Origin of the sequence: Micromonospora craniellae, assembly GCF_014764405.1 — a bacterium.
GTDB classification, from domain to species: Bacteria; Actinomycetota; Actinomycetes; order Mycobacteriales; family Micromonosporaceae; genus Micromonospora; species Micromonospora craniellae.
Genome location: NZ_CP061725.1, coordinates 5,259,768 through 5,276,635, shown reverse-complemented (window position 1 = coordinate 5,276,635; position 16,868 = coordinate 5,259,768). Strand labels below are relative to the sequence as shown.

The 16,868-nt window shown below is 72.6% G+C and carries 15 protein-coding genes and 1 pseudogene; 3 read left to right on the top strand and 13 right to left on the bottom strand.

The window, feature by feature from the left end:
- Positions 1-144: 144 nt before the first annotated feature.
- The 11 genes and pseudogenes from mnhG to ID554_RS31900 all read right to left on the bottom strand — a co-directional run bounded on the left by mnhG (position 145) and on the right by ID554_RS31900 (position 9,762).
- Positions 145-495 (bottom strand): monovalent cation/H(+) antiporter subunit G, encoded by a 351-nt coding sequence (gene mnhG, locus ID554_RS23945; RefSeq protein WP_117227051.1) that lies wholly within the window; start codon positions 493-495, stop codon positions 145-147.
- A complete protein-coding gene (locus tag ID554_RS23940) occupies positions 492-749 on the bottom strand; it encodes a monovalent cation/H+ antiporter complex subunit F (protein ID WP_117227208.1) in 258 nt (85 codons plus the stop codon). Before ID554_RS23940 ends, mnhG begins: the two co-directional genes overlap by 4 nt.
- Complete coding sequence (locus ID554_RS23935; RefSeq protein ID WP_117227050.1) at positions 746-1,204, bottom strand: Na+/H+ antiporter subunit E; 459 nt, start codon at positions 1,202-1,204, stop codon at positions 746-748. The genes ID554_RS23940 and ID554_RS23935 overlap by 4 nt, the downstream gene beginning before the upstream one ends.
- Positions 1,201-2,664 (bottom strand): proton-conducting transporter transmembrane domain-containing protein, encoded by a 1,464-nt coding sequence (locus ID554_RS23930; RefSeq protein ID WP_117227049.1) that lies wholly within the window; start codon positions 2,662-2,664, stop codon positions 1,201-1,203. The genes ID554_RS23935 and ID554_RS23930 overlap by 4 nt, the downstream gene beginning before the upstream one ends.
- 110 nt (positions 2,665-2,774) lie before the next feature.
- Positions 2,775-3,080, bottom strand: a pseudogene (locus ID554_RS23925) (sodium:proton antiporter); the annotation flags it as partial.
- The gene (gene mbhE, locus ID554_RS23920; RefSeq protein ID WP_117227047.1) at positions 3,077-5,821 is read right to left on the bottom strand and encodes a hydrogen gas-evolving membrane-bound hydrogenase subunit E; all 2,745 of its coding nucleotides are present in this window, start codon (positions 5,819-5,821) and stop codon (positions 3,077-3,079) included. The gene mbhE and the pseudogene ID554_RS23925, both read right to left, overlap by 4 nt.
- A 15-nt stretch (positions 5,822-5,836) precedes the next feature.
- A complete protein-coding gene (gene ggt / locus ID554_RS23915) occupies positions 5,837-7,495 on the bottom strand; it encodes a gamma-glutamyltransferase (protein WP_117227046.1) in 1,659 nt (552 codons plus the stop codon).
- Positions 7,492-8,310, bottom strand: coding sequence for a cysteine hydrolase family protein (locus ID554_RS23910; protein WP_117227045.1), 819 nt, complete (start codon positions 8,308-8,310; stop codon positions 7,492-7,494). The genes ggt and ID554_RS23910 overlap by 4 nt, the downstream gene beginning before the upstream one ends.
- A 1-nt stretch (position 8,311) precedes the next feature.
- On the bottom strand, positions 8,312-8,491 hold the full coding sequence (locus tag ID554_RS23905; RefSeq protein WP_117227044.1) for a hypothetical protein: 180 nt from the start codon (positions 8,489-8,491) through the stop codon (positions 8,312-8,314).
- Between the two features lie 15 nt (positions 8,492-8,506).
- Positions 8,507-9,532 carry an L-lactate permease gene (locus tag ID554_RS23900; protein ID WP_233527396.1) on the bottom strand — a complete coding sequence of 342 codons (1,026 nt, stop codon included), beginning with the start codon at positions 9,530-9,532 and terminating at the stop codon, positions 8,507-8,509.
- A gap of 5 nt (positions 9,533-9,537) precedes the next feature.
- Positions 9,538-9,762: an L-lactate permease gene (locus ID554_RS31900; RefSeq protein ID WP_199489153.1), complete on the bottom strand. Its 225-nt coding sequence runs from the start codon at positions 9,760-9,762 to the stop codon at positions 9,538-9,540.
- Between the two features lie 246 nt (positions 9,763-10,008).
- On the opposite strand from ID554_RS31900, the gene ID554_RS23895 reads away from it, so the two are divergent.
- The 3 genes from ID554_RS23895 to ID554_RS23885 are packed head-to-tail and all read left to right on the top strand — an operon-like array spanning position 10,009 to position 14,852.
- On the top strand, positions 10,009-11,061 hold the full coding sequence (locus ID554_RS23895; RefSeq protein WP_117227043.1) for an AAA family ATPase: 1,053 nt from the start codon (positions 10,009-10,011) through the stop codon (positions 11,059-11,061).
- Position 11,062: 1 nt separating this feature from the next.
- The gene (locus ID554_RS23890; protein ID WP_117227042.1) at positions 11,063-12,361 is read left to right on the top strand and encodes a DUF58 domain-containing protein; all 1,299 of its coding nucleotides are present in this window, start codon (positions 11,063-11,065) and stop codon (positions 12,359-12,361) included.
- A gap of 16 nt (positions 12,362-12,377) precedes the next feature.
- Positions 12,378-14,852: a transglutaminase TgpA family protein gene (locus ID554_RS23885; protein ID WP_117227041.1), complete on the top strand. Its 2,475-nt coding sequence runs from the start codon at positions 12,378-12,380 to the stop codon at positions 14,850-14,852.
- A gap of 236 nt (positions 14,853-15,088) precedes the next feature.
- On the opposite strand, the gene ID554_RS23880 is transcribed toward ID554_RS23885, so the two are convergent.
- Together ID554_RS23880 and ID554_RS23875 are read right to left on the bottom strand one after the other, a co-directional pair.
- Positions 15,089-15,487, bottom strand: coding sequence for a DUF3040 domain-containing protein (locus tag ID554_RS23880; protein WP_117227040.1), 399 nt, complete (start codon positions 15,485-15,487; stop codon positions 15,089-15,091).
- 115 nt (positions 15,488-15,602) lie between these two features.
- A complete protein-coding gene (locus ID554_RS23875; RefSeq protein WP_117227039.1) occupies positions 15,603-16,862 on the bottom strand; it encodes a DNA polymerase IV in 1,260 nt (419 codons plus the stop codon).
- Between the last annotated feature and the right edge of the window lie 6 nt (positions 16,863-16,868).

Genomic DNA, 16,868 nt, shown 5'->3' with positions numbered 1-16,868 from the left:
GGCACGAAAAAGCCCCTCACGCAGGAGGGGCCGCCGTGCTGTCGCGCCGTCAGCGCATCAGCACGGCTCGGTAAGAAGCAGGAAGACTCCGGCCATGACCGGCAGTGTACCGCGACCCCTCGGGCACTGCCGCCCAGTACCCCGTCAGCCGGTGTCGGGGCGGCCGTCGACCACCCGGCCGTCGAGCTCGTCGTAGCGGGTGATCGGGGCCAGCGGCGCACCGGCCCGGTACGCCGCGCGGGCCAGCGCGTAGCCACCCACCGGGGCGGTGAACAGTTGCAGGCCGACCGCCACCAGCACCACCACGGCGGTACGCACGCTCGGGATCAGCAGCAGCACGCCGAGCAGGACGCAACTGAGTCCGAGGCTGGCCGCCTTCGCCACCGCGTTCATCCGGTGGTAGACGTCGGGCAGGCGGACCAGGCCCACCGCGCTGATCGAGATCAGCGCGGTGCCGAGCAGCAGCAGCGCCAAGGCCAGGGCCGTGCGGATCATCGCCGCCCCCGGTGCACCAGTCGGGCCATCGCCACCGTGGCCAGGAAACTCACCAGCGTCCCGGTGAGCACCAGGTCCAGCAGGTCCGGCGCGTCCAGCCGGGCGGCGAGCACCGCCAGGGCGGCCAGGAAGACGAAGAAGCCCAGGTCCAGCGCGGCGGCCCGGTCGGCGTCGGTCGGGCCACGCACCAGCCGGCCGATCACCACCGCCATCGCGCACGCCAGCACCACCAGCACCACGTCCAGCAGGATCATCGCCATCTCCACGTCTCGGGCGGGTCGTTCTCGGACGGACCACCGTCGTCGGAGGAGCCGTCGTCGTCGGGTCGGCCGCCGCCGACCGGGTGCGTGGCCGGGCGGATCGCGGCGAGCACCCGCCACTCCAGTTCGGTGACCTCGCGGCGGAACGCGACCGGGTCGGCCGCGTACACGCCGTGCACCCAGAGGGTCGCTGGCTCCCGCCGGATCGCCAGGGTCAGCGTGCCCGGGGTCAGGCTGACCGCCAGGGCCACCGCGGCGACCTCGACGTCGGTGCCGGCCCGCAGCGGCACCCGCACCACCGCCGGTTCCAGTCGCGACCCCGGGGTGAGGATCTCCCACGCCACGGCCAGGTTCGCCTGCACCAGCCGGACCGCGAAGTAGCCGGTGAACCGCAGGATCCGGCCCAGGCGTACCACCGTCCGGCGGGCCAGCTCCGGTGTCGCGCTCATCGCCCGGTCACCGCCCGCACGTAGCCGGCCGGGTCGCGCAGGCCGTCCGCCGCCGTGTCCGCCACCGCCAGCAGCGGCTGCGCGGCCAGCCCCGCGACCAGCGAGAGCACGGCCAAGGCCAGCGGCGGGACGACCAGCGACCGCCCGATCCGGCCGGTGACCGTGTCGGTGGCCGGCTCACCGGTGAACAACGCGCTCCAGATCTTCAGCATGGAGAGCAGGGTGACCAGGCTGACCAGCACCGCCACCGTCATCGCCCACCACGCGTCGACCTCGGCGGCGGCCCGCAGCAGCAGGAACTTCGCCAGGAAGCCGGAGAACGGCGGCAGGCCGGCCAGCGACAGCGCCGCACCGGCGAAGGCCAGGGCCAACGCGGGGCGCTGCACGGCGAGGCCACCGGTACCGTCCAGCCGGTCGGTGCCCCCGCCGACGCGTACCGCCGCCGCGCAGAGCAGCAGCGCCGCCTTCACCAGCACGTACTGGGCCAGGTAGTACACCGCCGCGGCCAGGCTCGCGGCGGTGAACAGCGCCACGCCGAGCAGCACGTAGCCGATCTGGCTGACCATGTGGAAGACGAGGATCCGGCGCATCGAACCCTCGCCGACCGCGCCGAGCACGCCGACCACCATCGACAGCAGCGCCACCGCGCCGAGCAGCCAGTGGTACGCCGAGTCGCCGCCGTACACCACCGCGTAGATCCGGATGACCGCGTAGAGACCCACCTTGGTCAGCAGGCCGGAGAAGATCGCCACCACCACCGGCGAGGCCACCGGATAGGTGCGGGGCAGCCAGTCGTGCACCGGGACCAGCGCGCTCTTGACGCCCAGGGCGAGCAGCACCAGGCCGCCGGCCACCGCCACAGCCGGCTCGTCGCGGGCCGCCCCGGCGAGGTCCCCCAGTCCGACCGCTCCGGTGATGCCGTAGACCAGCGCCACCCCGCCCAGCAGCAGGGTGGAGCCGAGCAGGTTCGTCGACACGTACACCCGGCCCGCGCCGCCGCGCCCGATGCCTCCGGTGAGGCTCAACAGCACGTACGAGGGCACCAGCATGACCTCGATCAGCACGAACAGGTTGAACAGGTCGGTGGTGAGGAACGCGCCGTACGCCCCGGCCGAGAGCACCAGCACCAGCGGCAGGAAGTACGGGCGGCGGTCGTCGCCGGAGCCGACGGCCGACACCAGACAGCAGAGCACCACCACCGCCGACACGGTGACCAGCAGGGCGCCGAACGCGTCGGCGGCGAGGCTGATGGCCACCGGCGGCGGCCAGCCGCCGACCCGCAGCACCGGGATGTCCCCGGCGACGGTGGTGGTCACCAGCAGCGCCACGCCCGCCGCCAGCACGGCGACGGTGGTCACCAGTGCGGCGACCCGGTGGGTCCGGAGCCGACCCGGCAGGGCGAGCAGCCCACCGGCCACCAGTAGGGGCCCGGCGACCGGGAACAGGAGCAGCAGGGTCACCGCCGTCCCCCGTCCGGTCCGGTCCTGGCCGGACCCGCCCAGGGACCGCCGTCCCCGTCACGCTCGTCGGCGTCGGTCTCGCCCGGGCCGTCCGGGTCAGTGAGCCCACCGGGACCGTCGTCGTCGGCGTCCGGGTCCGCCGTGCCCCGACGCAGCAGACTGAGCAGATACACGGTGACACCGAAGGTGATCACGATGGCGGTCAGCACGAACGCCTGCGGCAGCGGATCCGCTGTGTCCGGGCCCACCTCGTGCACCGCCGCCGTGCGGCGACCGAGCCCACCGGCCGCCAGCAGCACCACGTTGACCGCGTGCCCGAGCAGGACGAAACCCAGCACCACGCGCAGGTGTCCCGGCCGTAGCAGCAGGAACACCCCGGCGGCGACCAGCGTGCCGACGAGCACCGCGGCGCTCATCGGGTGACCCGGGCGGTCGGGGCCGCGGAGGGCGGGGCGGCGGAGGGCAGGCCGAGCCGCCGCACGGCGGCCACCACCAGTGCCAGGACCATCAGGTAGACGCCGAGGTCGAACAGCAGCGCGGTGGAGAGCGTCGGCAGCGGGTCGGGCGTGCTCAGGCCGAGCGGAGTGAGCAGGGGTTCGCCGACGGCCAGCGGGGCCGCCCCGGCGCCGACGGCGATCAGCAACCCGGCGGCCACCAGCGGCACCGCCGGCAACCGGCCCAGCAGGGGCGCTCCACCGGGGTGGGCCAGCTGCCCGAGCCCGACCGCCGTACCGGCCAGCAACGCGCCGATGAATCCGCCGCCGGTGGCCTCGTGCCCGCGTAGGAACAACAGCGCCGAGACGACCAGCATCACCGGTGCCAGCACCCGGTAGGCGAGCACGAGGACCACGTCGTCCTCGGCCGGGTCGGCGGCGTCGGGACGGACCCGGCGGTCGCCGCCGAGCCGGACCAGCCCGAGGGCCACCACCGCGAGCACCACCGCCTCGCCCAGGGTGTCCAGGGCGCGGAAGTCGACCAGGATGGTGTTGACCACGTTAGCGCCGCCGGTCAGCTCCTCCGCCCGGTCGAGGTACCACCGTCCCGGGCCGGACGGTTCGCCCCGGCCGGTCAGCGCGGCGGTGCCGGCCGCCGCGGCGACACCGGTCGCCACCGCGAGCGCGGCGGCGGCGGTCACCGACCAGCGCCGCCCGACCGGGGCCAGCCGGTCCGGCTGCTGGCGCAGGGCCAGCATCACGACGACCGCGGTGAGCACCTCGACCAGCATCAGGGTCAGCGCCACGTCCGGCGCGCCGACGGTCAGGAACCAGGCCGACAGCAGCAGCCCCACCACCCCGGTCAGCCCGATGGCGGCCAGCGCGGAGCGCGCCGCCAGCAGGCCGGCGAGTGTCGTGACGAGCAGGCCGACCAGCAGCCAGTCGCCAGGACGGGCCTGGTCGACGTGCGGCAGGGGCGCGACGCCGGGCAGCACCGCGGCGCACGCCGCCAGCACCACCACGGCCAGCAGCGGCCGGACCAGGTAGGGCGCCGGCCCGGCGGCGTGTGCTGGTCGGGCCACCACGGCGCCGGCCTTGAGCAGCCGTTGCCGGCCGCGTTCGGCCAACTCGGCGAAGGGTGGTGTGGTGGGTACGGCCCGCAGCAGCCGGTCCACCCGGACCCGGCCGACGAACATCAGCGTGCCCAGCAGCACGGTGGCGGCGCTGAGGCCCAGCGCCGGCGTGAAGCCGTGCCAGAACGCCAGGTACGGCGGTGTGCCCTCCGGGCGGGCCGCGTCGGCGGCGCGTTCCACCAGTGGACTCAGCACCGCCACCGCCGGCCCGAGGACGGTCGCCGTCACCGCGGCGAGCGCGGCCGGGGCGAGGAACGCCCAGGACGGCTCGCGCAGCCGGCGCTGCCGGGTCGGCCCCTCGATCATCCCGTGCACCAGGCGGGCCGCGTACGCGAAGGTGAGCACCGAGGCGAGCACCCCGAATCCGGCGGCCACCCAGCCGACGCCGCGCGTCTCGCCGAGGGACTCGAAGATCGCCTCCTTGCCGACGAATCCGATGGTGGGCGGCAGCCCGGCCATCGACATCGCGGCCAGCGCGGTGAGCCAGACCGTCACCGGCATCACCCGGTGCAGACCGGACAGCTCCCGCACGTCCCGACTGCCCGCCTGGTGGTCGATGATGCCGACCAGCATGAACAGTGTCGCCTTGAACAGCGCGTGCGCGACGGTGTAGAGGATCGCCGCCGCGTCGGCCGCCGGGGTGCTGACACCGATCACTCCGACCAGTAGGCCGAGCTGGCTGACGGTGGAGTACGCCAACAGCGCCTTGAGGTCGTACTGGCGCAGGGCCAGCAGCGCGCCGACGATCGCGGTGAGCAGCCCGACCGACATCAGCGTGAGGTCCCACGCCGACGTGCCGCCGAACACGGCGGAGAACCGCATCAGCAGGTAGATGCCGGCCTTGACCATCGTCGCCGCGTGCAGGTACGCGCTCACCGGGGTGATCGCCACCATCGCGCCGGGCAGCCAGAAGTGGAACGGCAGCTGGGCCGACTTGGTGAACGCGGCGAACACGATCAGCGCCCCGGCCGCCCAGCCGGGTCCGCCGCTCAGCCGCTCCGGCTCGGCGACGAGCGTGGCCAGGCTGGTGGTGCCGACGTGCACCGCCAGCAGCACGATCGCGGTCAGCAGGGCGAGCCCGCCGGCCACCGTGACCAGGAGCGCCTGCACGGCCGGCCCGGTGGCGGCCGGGCGTCCGCCCTGTCCGATCAGGACGAACGAGAGGATGGAGGTCAGCTCCCAGAAGACGAAGAGGACCAGCAGGTCGTCGGCGAGCACCAGGCCCAGCATCGCGGCGGCGAAGAGGGTCATGGTGACGTACACCCGCTCCTGCCCGTCGTCGTCGACGCTCAGGTAGCGGGGGCAGTAGGCCATGATCAGCGCGCCGACGCCGAGCGCCAGCAGCGCGAAGACCATGCCGAGCGCGTCCATCCGCAACGCGGCGTCGACTCCGAGCCCGGGCAGCCACTGCCAGCCGAGGGCGACGTACCGGTCGTCCAGGATCGTCGGCAACCGGGTGAGCAGCAGGCCGGCCGCGACCAGATAGCCGACGGCCAGTGGATAGCCGGCGTTGCGGCCGAGCCACCGGGTCAGCAGCGGGACAGCAGCGGCCACGCCGACCTGCCAGGCAAGTACGACGGCGAGGATCACGCCGTCCCGCCCGGCTCAGTAACCGATGGCGGCACCGTCGCCACGCGGATCGGCGCCTGCCTCCAGAAGGCCCCGCTCGAAGTCGATCCGGATCGCCTGGGCGTGGCCCATGTTGTCGTCCCAGTTCGGCAGCATCCGCACCGGCTGACCACGGCGTTGCAGCTCACGCACCACCTCGTCGGAGATGCGCCCCTCCAGGGACATGTCCTGGGCGGTGGTCCCCCAGGCCCGACCCATCAACCATCGAGGTGCCTCGATCGCCTGCTGCACGTCGTACCCGAAGTCGATCAAACAGGTGAGCAGCGCCGCCTGACTCTGCGGCTGCCCCTCGCCCCCCATCGAACCGAAGGCCAGCCACGGACGACCGTCGACGCAGACCAGCCCCGGGATCAGGGTGTGGAAGGTACGCTTCCCCGGCTCCATCCGGTTGGGGTGTCCCTCGTCGAGCGAGAAGAAGGAACCCCGGTTCTGCGGGATGATCCCGGTGTCACCGGAGACGAGCCCGGCGCCGAAATCGTGGTAGATCGACTGGATGGCGGACACGACCAGCCCTCGGTCGTCGACGACGCTGAACGCGCAGGTGTCGCCGAGAGGCGCCCGCCGACGCGCCTGAGGGCCGAAGCGGATTCCCGGCTCGACCTCGGCCATGACCATCGCCCGATCCGGCCGGATCAGCTCGCGCCGCCGTGCCGCGTACGCCTTGTCCAGCAACTCGGAGACCGGGATGTCCACCCAGTGCCGGTCGGTGAGCCACTCGTCCCGGTCGGCGAAGGCCAGCTTCACCGCCTCGGCCAGGTGGTGATAGTAGTCCGGGGTGCCGTCACCCCAGCCGGTCACGTCGTAGCCCTCGATCACGTTGAGGATCTGTAGGACGGCGAAGCCCTGCGTGTTCGATGGCATCTCGTAGACGGTGTGGCCACGGTAGTCGGTGGCGATCGGCTCCTCCCAGTGGGCGTGATAGGCCGCCAGGTCGTCCGGATGCAGCGGCGAGCCCTGCGCAGCGATTCCGGCGCAGAAACGCCGGCCGAGGTCGCCCTCGTAGAAGCCTGCGCGGGCACCCTGCGCGGCGATCAGTTCCAGCGAGCGGGCCAGTTCCGGCTGGGCGATCCGCTCCCCCTCACGCCGTGCCCGGCCCTCCGGCGCGAACAACCGCGCGGTCGAGGACTCCGCGTTGAGCAGGTCGAGGTCCTCCACCAGCCAGTCGGCGAGGGATCGGGCCACCGGGACGCCGTGTCGCGCGTAGTGGATGGCATCGTCGAACAGGTCCGCCCAGGGCAACCGGCCGTACCGCTCGTGGGCCAGCCGCCAGCCGTCGACCGCGCCCGGCACGGTCAGCGCCGACAGCGCACCCCGCGACGGCACCACGTCGGTGTGGCCCCGCTCGCCGTAGTAGTCGCGGGTGGCCGCCCGCGCCGCGGGACCGGAGGCGTTCAGCCCGTGCACCGTCGCGTCCGGATCGGCCAGCAGCCAGAAGCCGTCGCCGCCGAGGCCCGCCATGTGCGGGTACGCGACGCAGAGCAGCGCGTTGACCGCGATCGTGGCGTCCACCGCGCTACCTCCGGCACGCAGCGCGGCAAGGCCGGCGCCGGTGGCCAGGTAGTGCGGCGAGGAGACCATGCCTCGGTCGGCGCGCGTGGGCGGTCGGCCGGTACGGGGTCCGTGCGCTGCGGTCATGTCCTCCCCTTCGTCGGATACGGCTGCGGGTTGGCGAAGGCCTCGGTGGTGGTGACGAATCCCCAGCACTGCTTGGTGTTGAACAGCACCGCGTCCTTGCAGTAAGCGGGACTGGAGGTGGCGGTGGCGTCGGCGATGAGCACCGGGTTGTAGTCGCGGAAGTAGGCGTCCTCCAGGGTGGTGCTGACGCACTGGTCGGCGTTGACCCCGCAGACGTAGAGGGTCTGGATGCCCTGGGTACGCAGAACCTGGTCCAGATGCGTGCCGTAGAAGCCACTCATCCGCACCTTCTCCACGTGGATGTCGTCGTCAGCCATGTAGCCCGTCAGCTCGTCGACCATCTCCGCGCCCCAGGATCCGGCGGTGAGCACCGCGCCGTTGTCCAGTTCCTCGCCGATACCCACCTGGTCGAGGCGGTGCTTGAAGGAGTGCAGCGTCGGCGCACCGAGGTTGCGGAGGTCTGGACGGTTGTGCCAGTAGATCCAGATGACGAACATGCCGTGTCGCCGCGCGGCGTCGATCGCCCGCTGGACGCCCGGGATGGCAGCTCGGCATGCTTCGTAGTCGAGCCCGGAGCGATCGGTCCAGCCACCCGGCGCGCAGAAGTCGTTCTGCATGTCCACGACAGCCAGCGCGCCCCGGTTCAGATTGTCGACGAACGGCAGCAGCTCGGCGTCGAACCGGACAAGCTGTCCCTCCGTGTGGTGCGGCGCCAGATGGACGTGGTCCTCGTAGAGGTACCAACGGTCGGCACTGGCGCCCAACTGCACCCCGCCGTCGTCGGTCCTGCGGTAGATCTCCCGGTAGTCGGCCATGTCAGTCCTCACCGCCCGACGGCGCGAACCTCAGTACGACCGGGATGGCGCCGGCGACGGCCACCAGGACCAGCCCGGCGACCCAGAGCGCCGGCACGTCGCCGTCGGTACCCAGGCTCAAGGCGGGCAGCGCCGCAAGAAAGAGCACCATCGCCACCAGCAGCCAACGCAGTTCGGTCATTCTCGACTCCTTCCGTCAGACGAACAGCAGGGTCAGCAGGCCGATCACCCCGGCCGCGGCGAGGGTCCACCGCAGGGTCTTGCGCAGCACCGCACCCTCCTGGCCCACGATGCCGGCGGTGCCGGTGCCGAGCACGATGTTGGCCGGGGCGATGGCGTTGCCGATCGCGCCACCGGCGCTCTGCGCCCCGATGACTGCGCTCTCGGACAGTCCCGTGCCCGTCGCCACGCCTTGCTGCAGCTGCCCGAACAGGACGTTCGAGGCGGTGTTGCTGGAGGTCATGAAGGCACCGACCAGGCCGATGAGGTTGGCGGCGAAGGCGTACAGCAGGGGCGGTGAGATCCGCTCGATGCCCTGGGCGAGCACGTCGGTCTGCCCGGAGTGCTCCATGACGCCCGCCAGGACCAGGAAGGACAGGATGGCAACCGATGCCGGCGTGGCGTCGGACGCCAGGCTCGACCAGACCGGCTGCTGCCCGTCCTGCTTGGCCCGGGCGGCGAAGTAACCCTTGGCGCGGAAGACGATCCATGTCACCAGCACCGCGACGATCAACGAGAAACCCGGATGGGTGAACGGCGCGATCGCCGAGTAGGGCTGTTCCGCCTCGGTGGCCACCTCGTAGCCGGTGCCGACCTCCGGGAAGGGGAAGCCGAACTGGATGCGGTCCAGTGCCGCCTCGACCGGCGGGACCGCGAGGGTGAACACCGCGACGGCGGTGAGCACCGCGTACGGCAGCAGCGCCCAGGACAGGCTCATCGTCGGCGCCTGCTCCTCCTCTTCCTCGGCGGTCTCGGTCTCCTCCTTCATCGCCGGGCGCTCCGAGACGTCCTGGGCCGGCTCGCGATAGCGGGACCAGCGGGACAGCGGGTAGAGGGCCACCAGCGCCACGGTGGCGGCCAGGAAGGTCGACAGCACCGGCTCCCAGTACATGATGACGAACTGGAGGCCGGCGTGGATCGCGGAGATGATCAAGATGAACGGCCAGGCCAGCCGCAACGCCGGCCCCTTGCCGGCCATCCACGCGATGGTCGCGCCCGCCATCAGGGTCACCGGGGCCAACAGCGCCGCAGTGACCAGGGTGCGCCCACCGCGACCGCTTCCCAGGGCGCACGGAAGAACAGCAGGGCGACCGCGACGGCGAGGAACATGCCGACCGGCCCCGCCTGCGGCGCCTTCCATCGCAGCACCGCGAGTAGCAGGAGAAGCAGCAGGATGGGGCTGATCGCGAGCAGCCATGTTCCGAGATTGATCGGCAAGGTGGTCTCCGACATGTCCCTCCTGTCGCAGATGACGGGTCCGAGCTCCTTACCCGGCAGAACCGGCGACATGCGCTGCGTGAACGACAAATCGCTCTGTAAGCGCCCAAACACCTGCGCCAGTCGGCGTTGGCGAGAAACATGGTTAGCCTGAGAGGCCAGTGAGATTGTTGCGGCAGACGAGGCTCGCACGTCGCGAACCCAACGGCGGGTCCAGGTGCTCAATACAGAGCTGCCGTGACGGCGACGAGGAGGAGGCCCGTGACTCAACAGACCTGGGACGAAGTTGGCGGACTGCTGCCGCACGACGAGTTCCGCGCAGCGAGCGATGCCATCGTGGCCAACATCGAACAGGTCATCGAGGGCAAGACCGCCACCGTGCGGCTCGCTCTGGCCGTCCTGCTCGCCGAGGGTCATCTGCTCATCGAGGATGTGCCCGGTGTCGGCAAGACCAAACTGGCCAAGGCACTGGCTCGGTCCATCGACTGCTCCGTACGCCGCATCCAGTTCACCCCCGACCTGTTGCCCAGCGACGTCACCGGGGTCAGCGTCTACAACCAGGAGACGCACGACTTCGAGTTCCGGCCGGGTGCCGTCTTCGCCAACCTGGTCGTCGGCGACGAGATCAACCGGGCCTCGCCGAAGACCCAGTCCGCGCTGCTGGAGTGCATGGAGGAGCGGCAGGTCACCGTCGACGGGGTGACGTACCAGTTGCAGACCCCGTTCATGGTGATCGCCACCCAGAACCCGATCGAGATGGAGGGGACGTACCCGCTGCCGGAGGCGCAGCGGGACCGGTTCACCGCCCGCATCGCGATGGGTTACCCGGACCCGAACGCCGAGCTGGCCATGCTCGACGGCCACGGCGCGGTGGACCCGCTGCCGGCACTGCGCCCGGTCTCCGACGCCGACACCGTGCGCCGGCTGATCGGTCACGTCCGGCAGGTGCACGTCGCCGACGCGGTCAAGCAGTACGCGATCGACCTGGTCACCGCCACCCGCGAGGCACCCGACCTGCGACTCGGCGCGTCCCCCCGGTGCACCCTGCAACTGCTGCGCACCGCCCGTGCCGTGGCCGCCCTCGACGGGCGCGACTACGTGCTCCCCGACGATCTCCAGGTGCTCGCCGTACCGGTCCTGGCGCACCGGCTCATCCCCACCGCCGACGCCCAGCTCGCCCGGCGTACCACCGACGCGATCGTGGCGGACCTGGTGCACCGGCTGCCGCTGCCGCACGACCGCAACCGCTCGCCGTACGACACCCGGCCACCGGCCGGCAACGGCCGGGCTCCGTTCGAACCCCGGAGGCCGTGACGTGCGAGACGGCCTACGCGGCCTGACCACCCGCGGTCGTTCCTTCCTGGCCGCCGCGCTGGCGGCCGCCGTCTCCGCCGGCATCCTCGGCGAGAAGGACCTGCTGCGGGTGGCCGTGCTGCTGGCCGTCCTCCCGCTGCTCGCCGCGCTCTACGTCGGTCGCAGCCGCTACAAGCTGGCCTGCCACCGCTCACTGGACCCGCACCGGGCGCCGGTCGGCGCCACCGCCCGGATGGTGCTGCGGTTGCAGAACCTGTCCCGGTTGCCGACCGGCACCCTGCTGCTGGAGGACCGGCTGCCGTACGCGCTCGGCAGCCGGCCCCGGGTGGTGCTGGAACGGCTCGGCGCGCACCAGGCCAGCTCGGTGGCGTACACCGTGCGGGCCGACGTGCGCGGCCGGTACGAGGTGGGGCCGCTGGTGGTCCGGATGACCGACCCGTTCGGTCTGTGCGAACTGAGCCGGGCCTTCCCGGGCACCGACTCGCTGACCGTGGTGCCGCAGGTGGCGCCGCTGCCGGCGGTGCGGCTGCCCGGTGAGTACGCCGGCAGCGGCGAGAGCCGGGCCCGCTCGGTGGCGGTGCACGGCGAGGACGACGCGGCGACCCGCGAGTACCGGCGCGGCGACGACCTGCGCCGGGTGCACTGGAAGTCGACCGCGCGCACCGGGGATCTGATGGTGCGCCGGGAGGAACAGCCCTGGGAGAGCCGCGCGACCGTCCTGCTGGACACCCGTGCGTACGGCCACCAGGGCGACGGCCCGACGGCCAGTTTCGAGTGGGCGGTCTCGGCCGCCGCCAGCATCGCCGTCCACCTGCGTCAGGGCGGCTACAAGCTGCGCCTGGTCACCGGCTCCGGCGCGGACGTGGACGCGACCGAGGGCGCCGGTGACGGCCTGCTGCTCGACCATCTCGCGGAGGTCCGGCTGGACGAACGCGTCGAGATCACCACCCTGGTGCAGCACGTCCGGCAGCGCTCCGACGGCGGCCTGATCATCGGCGTCTTCGGGTCGCTGAGCACGGCCGAGGCGGAGGTGCTGTCCGGGTTGCGGGCCAACGGCGCCACCTGCGTCTGCTTCCTGCTGGACAGCTCCGCCTGGCTGAACCTGCCGGCGCAGGCCCGGACCGAGGCCGACCAGGCACACGACACCGCCGCGCTGGCGCTGATGCAGTCCGGCTGGCGGGTGATCGGCGTCGACCACGGCGGTCGGCTGCCAGCGCTCTGGCCGCAGGCCGGCCGGGGCTCGCAGGGTTTCGCCCTGCGGGCCGCGATGGCCGAGACGGTGGCCGGCGGCGTGCGATGAACGGAAGGTCCCCCTCATGATCGCCCATCGGAACCTGGGTCTGGTGGCCGCCGCCGCGACCCTGCTCGCCGCCGCGCCCCTGTCGGCCATCTTCGAACGGTGGACCTGGCTGGTGCAGGCCGTCATCGCGGTGGCCGCGGTGGCCGCCGCGGCGGCCCTGGCCCGGCTCGGCCGGACCCCGCTGTGGGCGCAGATCCTGGCCATGGTCGCCGGCCTCGCCCTGGCCCTGACCTGGCTCTTTCCCAGCGGCGAGGAACTGCTCGCGGTGCTGCCCACGCCGGCCACCTTCGGGCACTTCGCCGAGCTGCTCAGCAACTCGGTCGACGACATGCGCTCGCACGGCGTGAAGGTGCCGGACACCGACCCGCTGCTGTTCATCACGGTGCTCGGCGTCGGCGGCGTCGCGGTGCTGGTGGACGTGCTCTGTGTCGGGCTGCGCCGGCCCGCCCTGGCCGGTCTGCCGATGCTGGCCATCTACTCGGTGCCGGTGGCGGTCTACGTGGACAGCGTCCCGCCGCTGCCGTTCGCCATCGGCGCCGCCGGCTTCCTCTGGCTGCTGGTCACCGACAACGTCGACCGGGTCCGGCGGTTCGGCCGGCGGTTCACCGGGGACGGCCGCGACGTCGACGTCTGGGAGGCGTCCCCGCTGGCCGCCGCCGGACGGCGGCTGGCGGTGGTGGGCCTCGCGCTGGCCGTGCTGGTGCCGCTGGCCGTGCCGGGGATGACCTCCGGCCTGATGAACAACTTCAACTCGGGCGTCGGCAACGGCCTGGGCGGGCAGGGCTTCGGCGGCTCTCCCGGCCGGGTCGACCTGTTCGCCGCGCTCAGCGGCACGCTCAACCAGTCCGAGACCACCGACCTGGTGAAGGTGACCACCACCGAGGAGGATCCGTTCTATCTGCGCTTCGGCGTCGCCGACGAGCTGCGCGGCGACGGCTTCCGGGTACGCGGCCCGAACGGCCGCCAGGTCACCGGTGAGCTGCCCGACCCGTCGGCACAGCCGATCCAGGGTGTCGAACGGACCCGGCACGAGGCCACCGTCGAGGTGACCCGGGCCCTGGCCATGCCGCTGCTGCCGGTGTACGCCGAGCCGGTCGACTTCACCGACCTGAACCGGAGCTGGTTCTACGACCAGGACCTGCAGGTGGTCTTCTCGAACCGGGAGAACTCCCGGGAGAAGTCGTACTCGTTCGACTACGTCCGCTCGACGTTCACGCCGCAGGCCCTGCGCTCCGCCCGGCAACTGGCGGCCGACGCCCCCCTGCGGGTCCAGCAGACCGTCACCCCCGACGTGCCCGAGGTGCGGGCGCTGGTGGCCGAACTGATCCGGGGCAAGCGCACCGAGTACGACAAGGTGCGCGCGATCTACGACTACTTCTCCGAAGAGAACGGCTTCACCTACCAGCTCAGCACCGAACAGGGCACCAGCGGGCAGGAGATCCTCGACTTCCTGGAGAACAAGGCCGGCTACTGCCAGCAGTACGCGGCGGCACTGGCCTGGATGGTCCGCGACGCCGGCATCCCGGCCCGGGTGGCCTTCGGGTTCACCAACGGCAACCGGCGCACCGGGGACACCCTCACCCTGACCAACCGGAACCTGCACGCCTGGACCGAGGTGTACTTCGACCAGATCGGGTGGGTGCCGTTCGACGCCACCCCGACCTACGGCGTGCCGGGCTCGGCCCGCTCCGCCTGGGCACCGGACGTCGACGCCCCGGAGGAGAACACCCCGCAGACCGACGCCACGGACACGCCCGACGCGGACGACCCGTCGGCCGGGCCGGACGCCGGACCGAACCAGTTCGAGGAGGGCGACGACCCGACCGTCGGCGCCGCCCCGGGCACGCCCACGCAGCAGGCGCCGCGGTGGCCCTGGCTGCTCGCCGTCGGCGTACTCGCCCTGCTGACCCTGCTCGCCGTGCCGGCGCTGCGCCGGCTCGCGCTGCGCCACCGTCGGGGCCGGCCCGCACCGGTGATCCGGACGGTCGACGCGTCGGAGGCGAGCGCCACCGGGGAGCACCGGCCGGCGGTGACGGTCGGCGCCGACCCGGACCGGGCGCGGGCGGACGCACACGCCGCCTGGGACGAACTGCTCGACACCCTGGTCGACTACCGGATCCGGGTGGACCGGACGGAGACCCCCCGGGCGACCGCCGACCGGCTGGTCCGGGAGGCCCTCGACCCGGAGACCGGGGCCGGGTCGGCGGCCCGCCTGCTCGGCCGCGCCGAGGAGCGGGCCCGGTACGCGCGCGACCCGCTGACCGGGGAACCGCTGCCCGCAGCCCTGCGGACGGTACGCGGTGCCCTGGCCGAGCGGGCCGATCGGCGTACCCGGCTGATGGCGACCGTGTTGCCGCCGTCGGTGTTGCAGCGCTGGCGCACCACTGTCGCGGACGCCTCGTCGCGGCTGGTGAACTCCGGCGGTCAGGTACGCCACCGGCTACTGCGGTTCAGTCCGCGCCGGCTGATCGCGAACCGCATGAGCCGCTGAGCGACCGCCCGGACCGGGGCAGACGAGACGGGCCGGGTGCCGGTGGACGTCCACCGGCACCCGGCCCGTTGTGGTCTCTCAGATCACCGCCCGGTGGGCAACCGTCAGCGCGCCACGTCGTCGTCTCCGCCCGAGCACCCTGACCGGCACCCGGACGACATCACGTCCGCCAGGCGCCGGAACGCCCCGGACCGGTCAGGTCCGGGACGGATGCCCCGCCGTGGAGGAGCAGCGGGTCAGCGGTGCCCCTCCGGGCGCTGACGCCACCGGTCCTCCATCCGATCGAGGAAACCACCCGATCGGCGGCCGGACCGTCCTCGGGACCGGCGACGACTCGCCGTGCCTCCGACGACGTGCAGGTCCGGTGACTGCGCCCGACGGTGCGACTGCACCGCGAACGCAGCCGAGGCCAGCATGAGAACGAATCCCGCCACTGCCAACGGCGGAGTCTTGATCACCGCGCCATAGACCAACAACGCCAGGCCAGCGACGATCACGCCGGCAGCGACGAGCAGGCGACGCCGCGCGTGGAAACGCGGGTCGCTGGCGCGCACGGCCGAGGCGAACTTGGGGTCCTCGGCAAGCGACCGCTCGATCTGCTCGAACAGCCGCTGCTCGTGCTCCGAGAGCGGCACGGCACTCCTCCCCGGTCACGTTGGTCGGTCCGGTCGGACCGACAGACCGTGGCAGCCAACCGGCTGCTTACCCCCAAGTCTACGAGGGCCCTCGCGCGTCGGAAAGCGGGACGACCTACGGCCGCGTCGGATTTTCATTTCGCCGGGGATCACGCCCGCGGAGAAGACTGGCCGGTCCTATGACGGACCGCCCGAATCGGGCAGCCGCGGCGTCGGCCGCGACCTCCGCCTCCCGCCAGCCCCGCTCGGGCGCACCGAGCGCGAGCTGCCGGGGTGTCTCGTCCGCCGGGGTGAGACCCTCCGCCCGGACGCCGACCAGGCGGATCTGCTCACCCGGGGCCAGAGCGGTGTAGAGGGACCAGGCCGTGTCGAACATCTCCCGCGCCACGTCGGTGGGCACGTCGAGGGTGCGCGACCGGCTCACGGTGCGGAAATCGGCCATCCGCACCTTGAGCGACACGGTGCGCCCCACCTGCCCGCCGGCACGCAGCCGGCCACCGACCTTCTCGGCGAGCGCCAGCAGGGTGCGCCGGATCTCGGTCGGATCATGGACATCGACGTCGAAGGTGACCTCCGCGCCGACCGACTTCTCCGCGTGTTCCGGGCTGACCCGACGCGAATCGCGCCCCCACGCCAACTCGTGCAGGTGCGTGGCCGCCGCCGCACCGACCGCGGTCCGCAGCATCCCCAGCGGCGCCTGGGCCAGGTCGCCGACGGTACGCAGACCGAGCCGCAGCAGGCTCTGCTCGGCCCGCTCCCCCACTCCCCACAGGGCGGCGACCGGCAGCGGATGCAGGAAGTCGAGGACCTGGGCGGCCGGGACCACGAGCAGGCCGTCCGGCTTGGCCCGGGTCGAGCCGAGCTTGGCCACGAACTTGCTCGACGCCACCCCCACCGAACACGTCAGCTCCTGCTCGGCGGCGACCCGTTCGCGGATCCGACGGGCGATCGCGGCCGGCGGGCCGAACAGCCGCCGGGCACCCGCGACGTCCAGGAACGCCTCGTCCAGGGAGAGCGGCTCGACCAGCGGCGTGATGTCCCGGAAGATCTGCATGACCGCCCGCGAGGCGGCCGAGTAGCGACTGAAGTCGGGCGGCAGGAAGACCGCGTGCGGGCAGAGCACCCGGGCCCGCATCGTCGGCATCGCGCTGCGTACGCCGTACCGCCGGGCCTCGTAGCTGGCCGAACTGACCACGCCGCGCGGGCCGACCCCGCCGACCACGACGGCCCGGCCGCGCAACTCCGGCCGGTGACGCACCTCCACCGAGGCGAAGAAGGCGTCCATGTCGACGTGCAGGATCGGGCACCCGGCATCGTCGGCGTCCGGCCCGAACCGGGGATCGCCGCCCCGGGGCAACGACTGGCTGCGTCCCACCCCGGC

Coding starts and splice junctions, on each gene's coding strand:
- mnhG (WP_117227051.1), bottom strand. CDS start 495: ATGATCCGCACGGCCCTGGCCTTGGCGCTGCTGCTGCTCGGCACCGCG.
- ID554_RS23940 (WP_117227208.1), bottom strand. CDS start 749: ATGATCCTGCTGGACGTGGTGCTGGTGGTGCTGGCGTGCGCGATGGCG.
- ID554_RS23935 (WP_117227050.1), bottom strand. CDS start 1,204: ATGAGCGCGACACCGGAGCTGGCCCGCCGGACGGTGGTACGCCTGGGC.
- ggt (WP_117227046.1), bottom strand. CDS start 7,495: ATGACCGCAGCGCACGGACCCCGTACCGGCCGACCGCCCACGCGCGCC.
- ID554_RS23910 (WP_117227045.1), bottom strand. CDS start 8,310: ATGGCCGACTACCGGGAGATCTACCGCAGGACCGACGACGGCGGGGTG.
- ID554_RS23905 (WP_117227044.1), bottom strand. CDS start 8,491: ATGACCGAACTGCGTTGGCTGCTGGTGGCGATGGTGCTCTTTCTTGCG.
- ID554_RS23900 (WP_233527396.1), bottom strand. CDS start 9,532: ATGGCGGGCGCGACCATCGCGTGGATGGCCGGCAAGGGGCCGGCGTTG.
- ID554_RS31900 (WP_199489153.1), bottom strand. CDS start 9,762: ATGTCGGAGACCACCTTGCCGATCAATCTCGGAACATGGCTGCTCGCG.
- ID554_RS23885 (WP_117227041.1), top strand. CDS start 12,378: ATGATCGCCCATCGGAACCTGGGTCTGGTGGCCGCCGCCGCGACCCTG.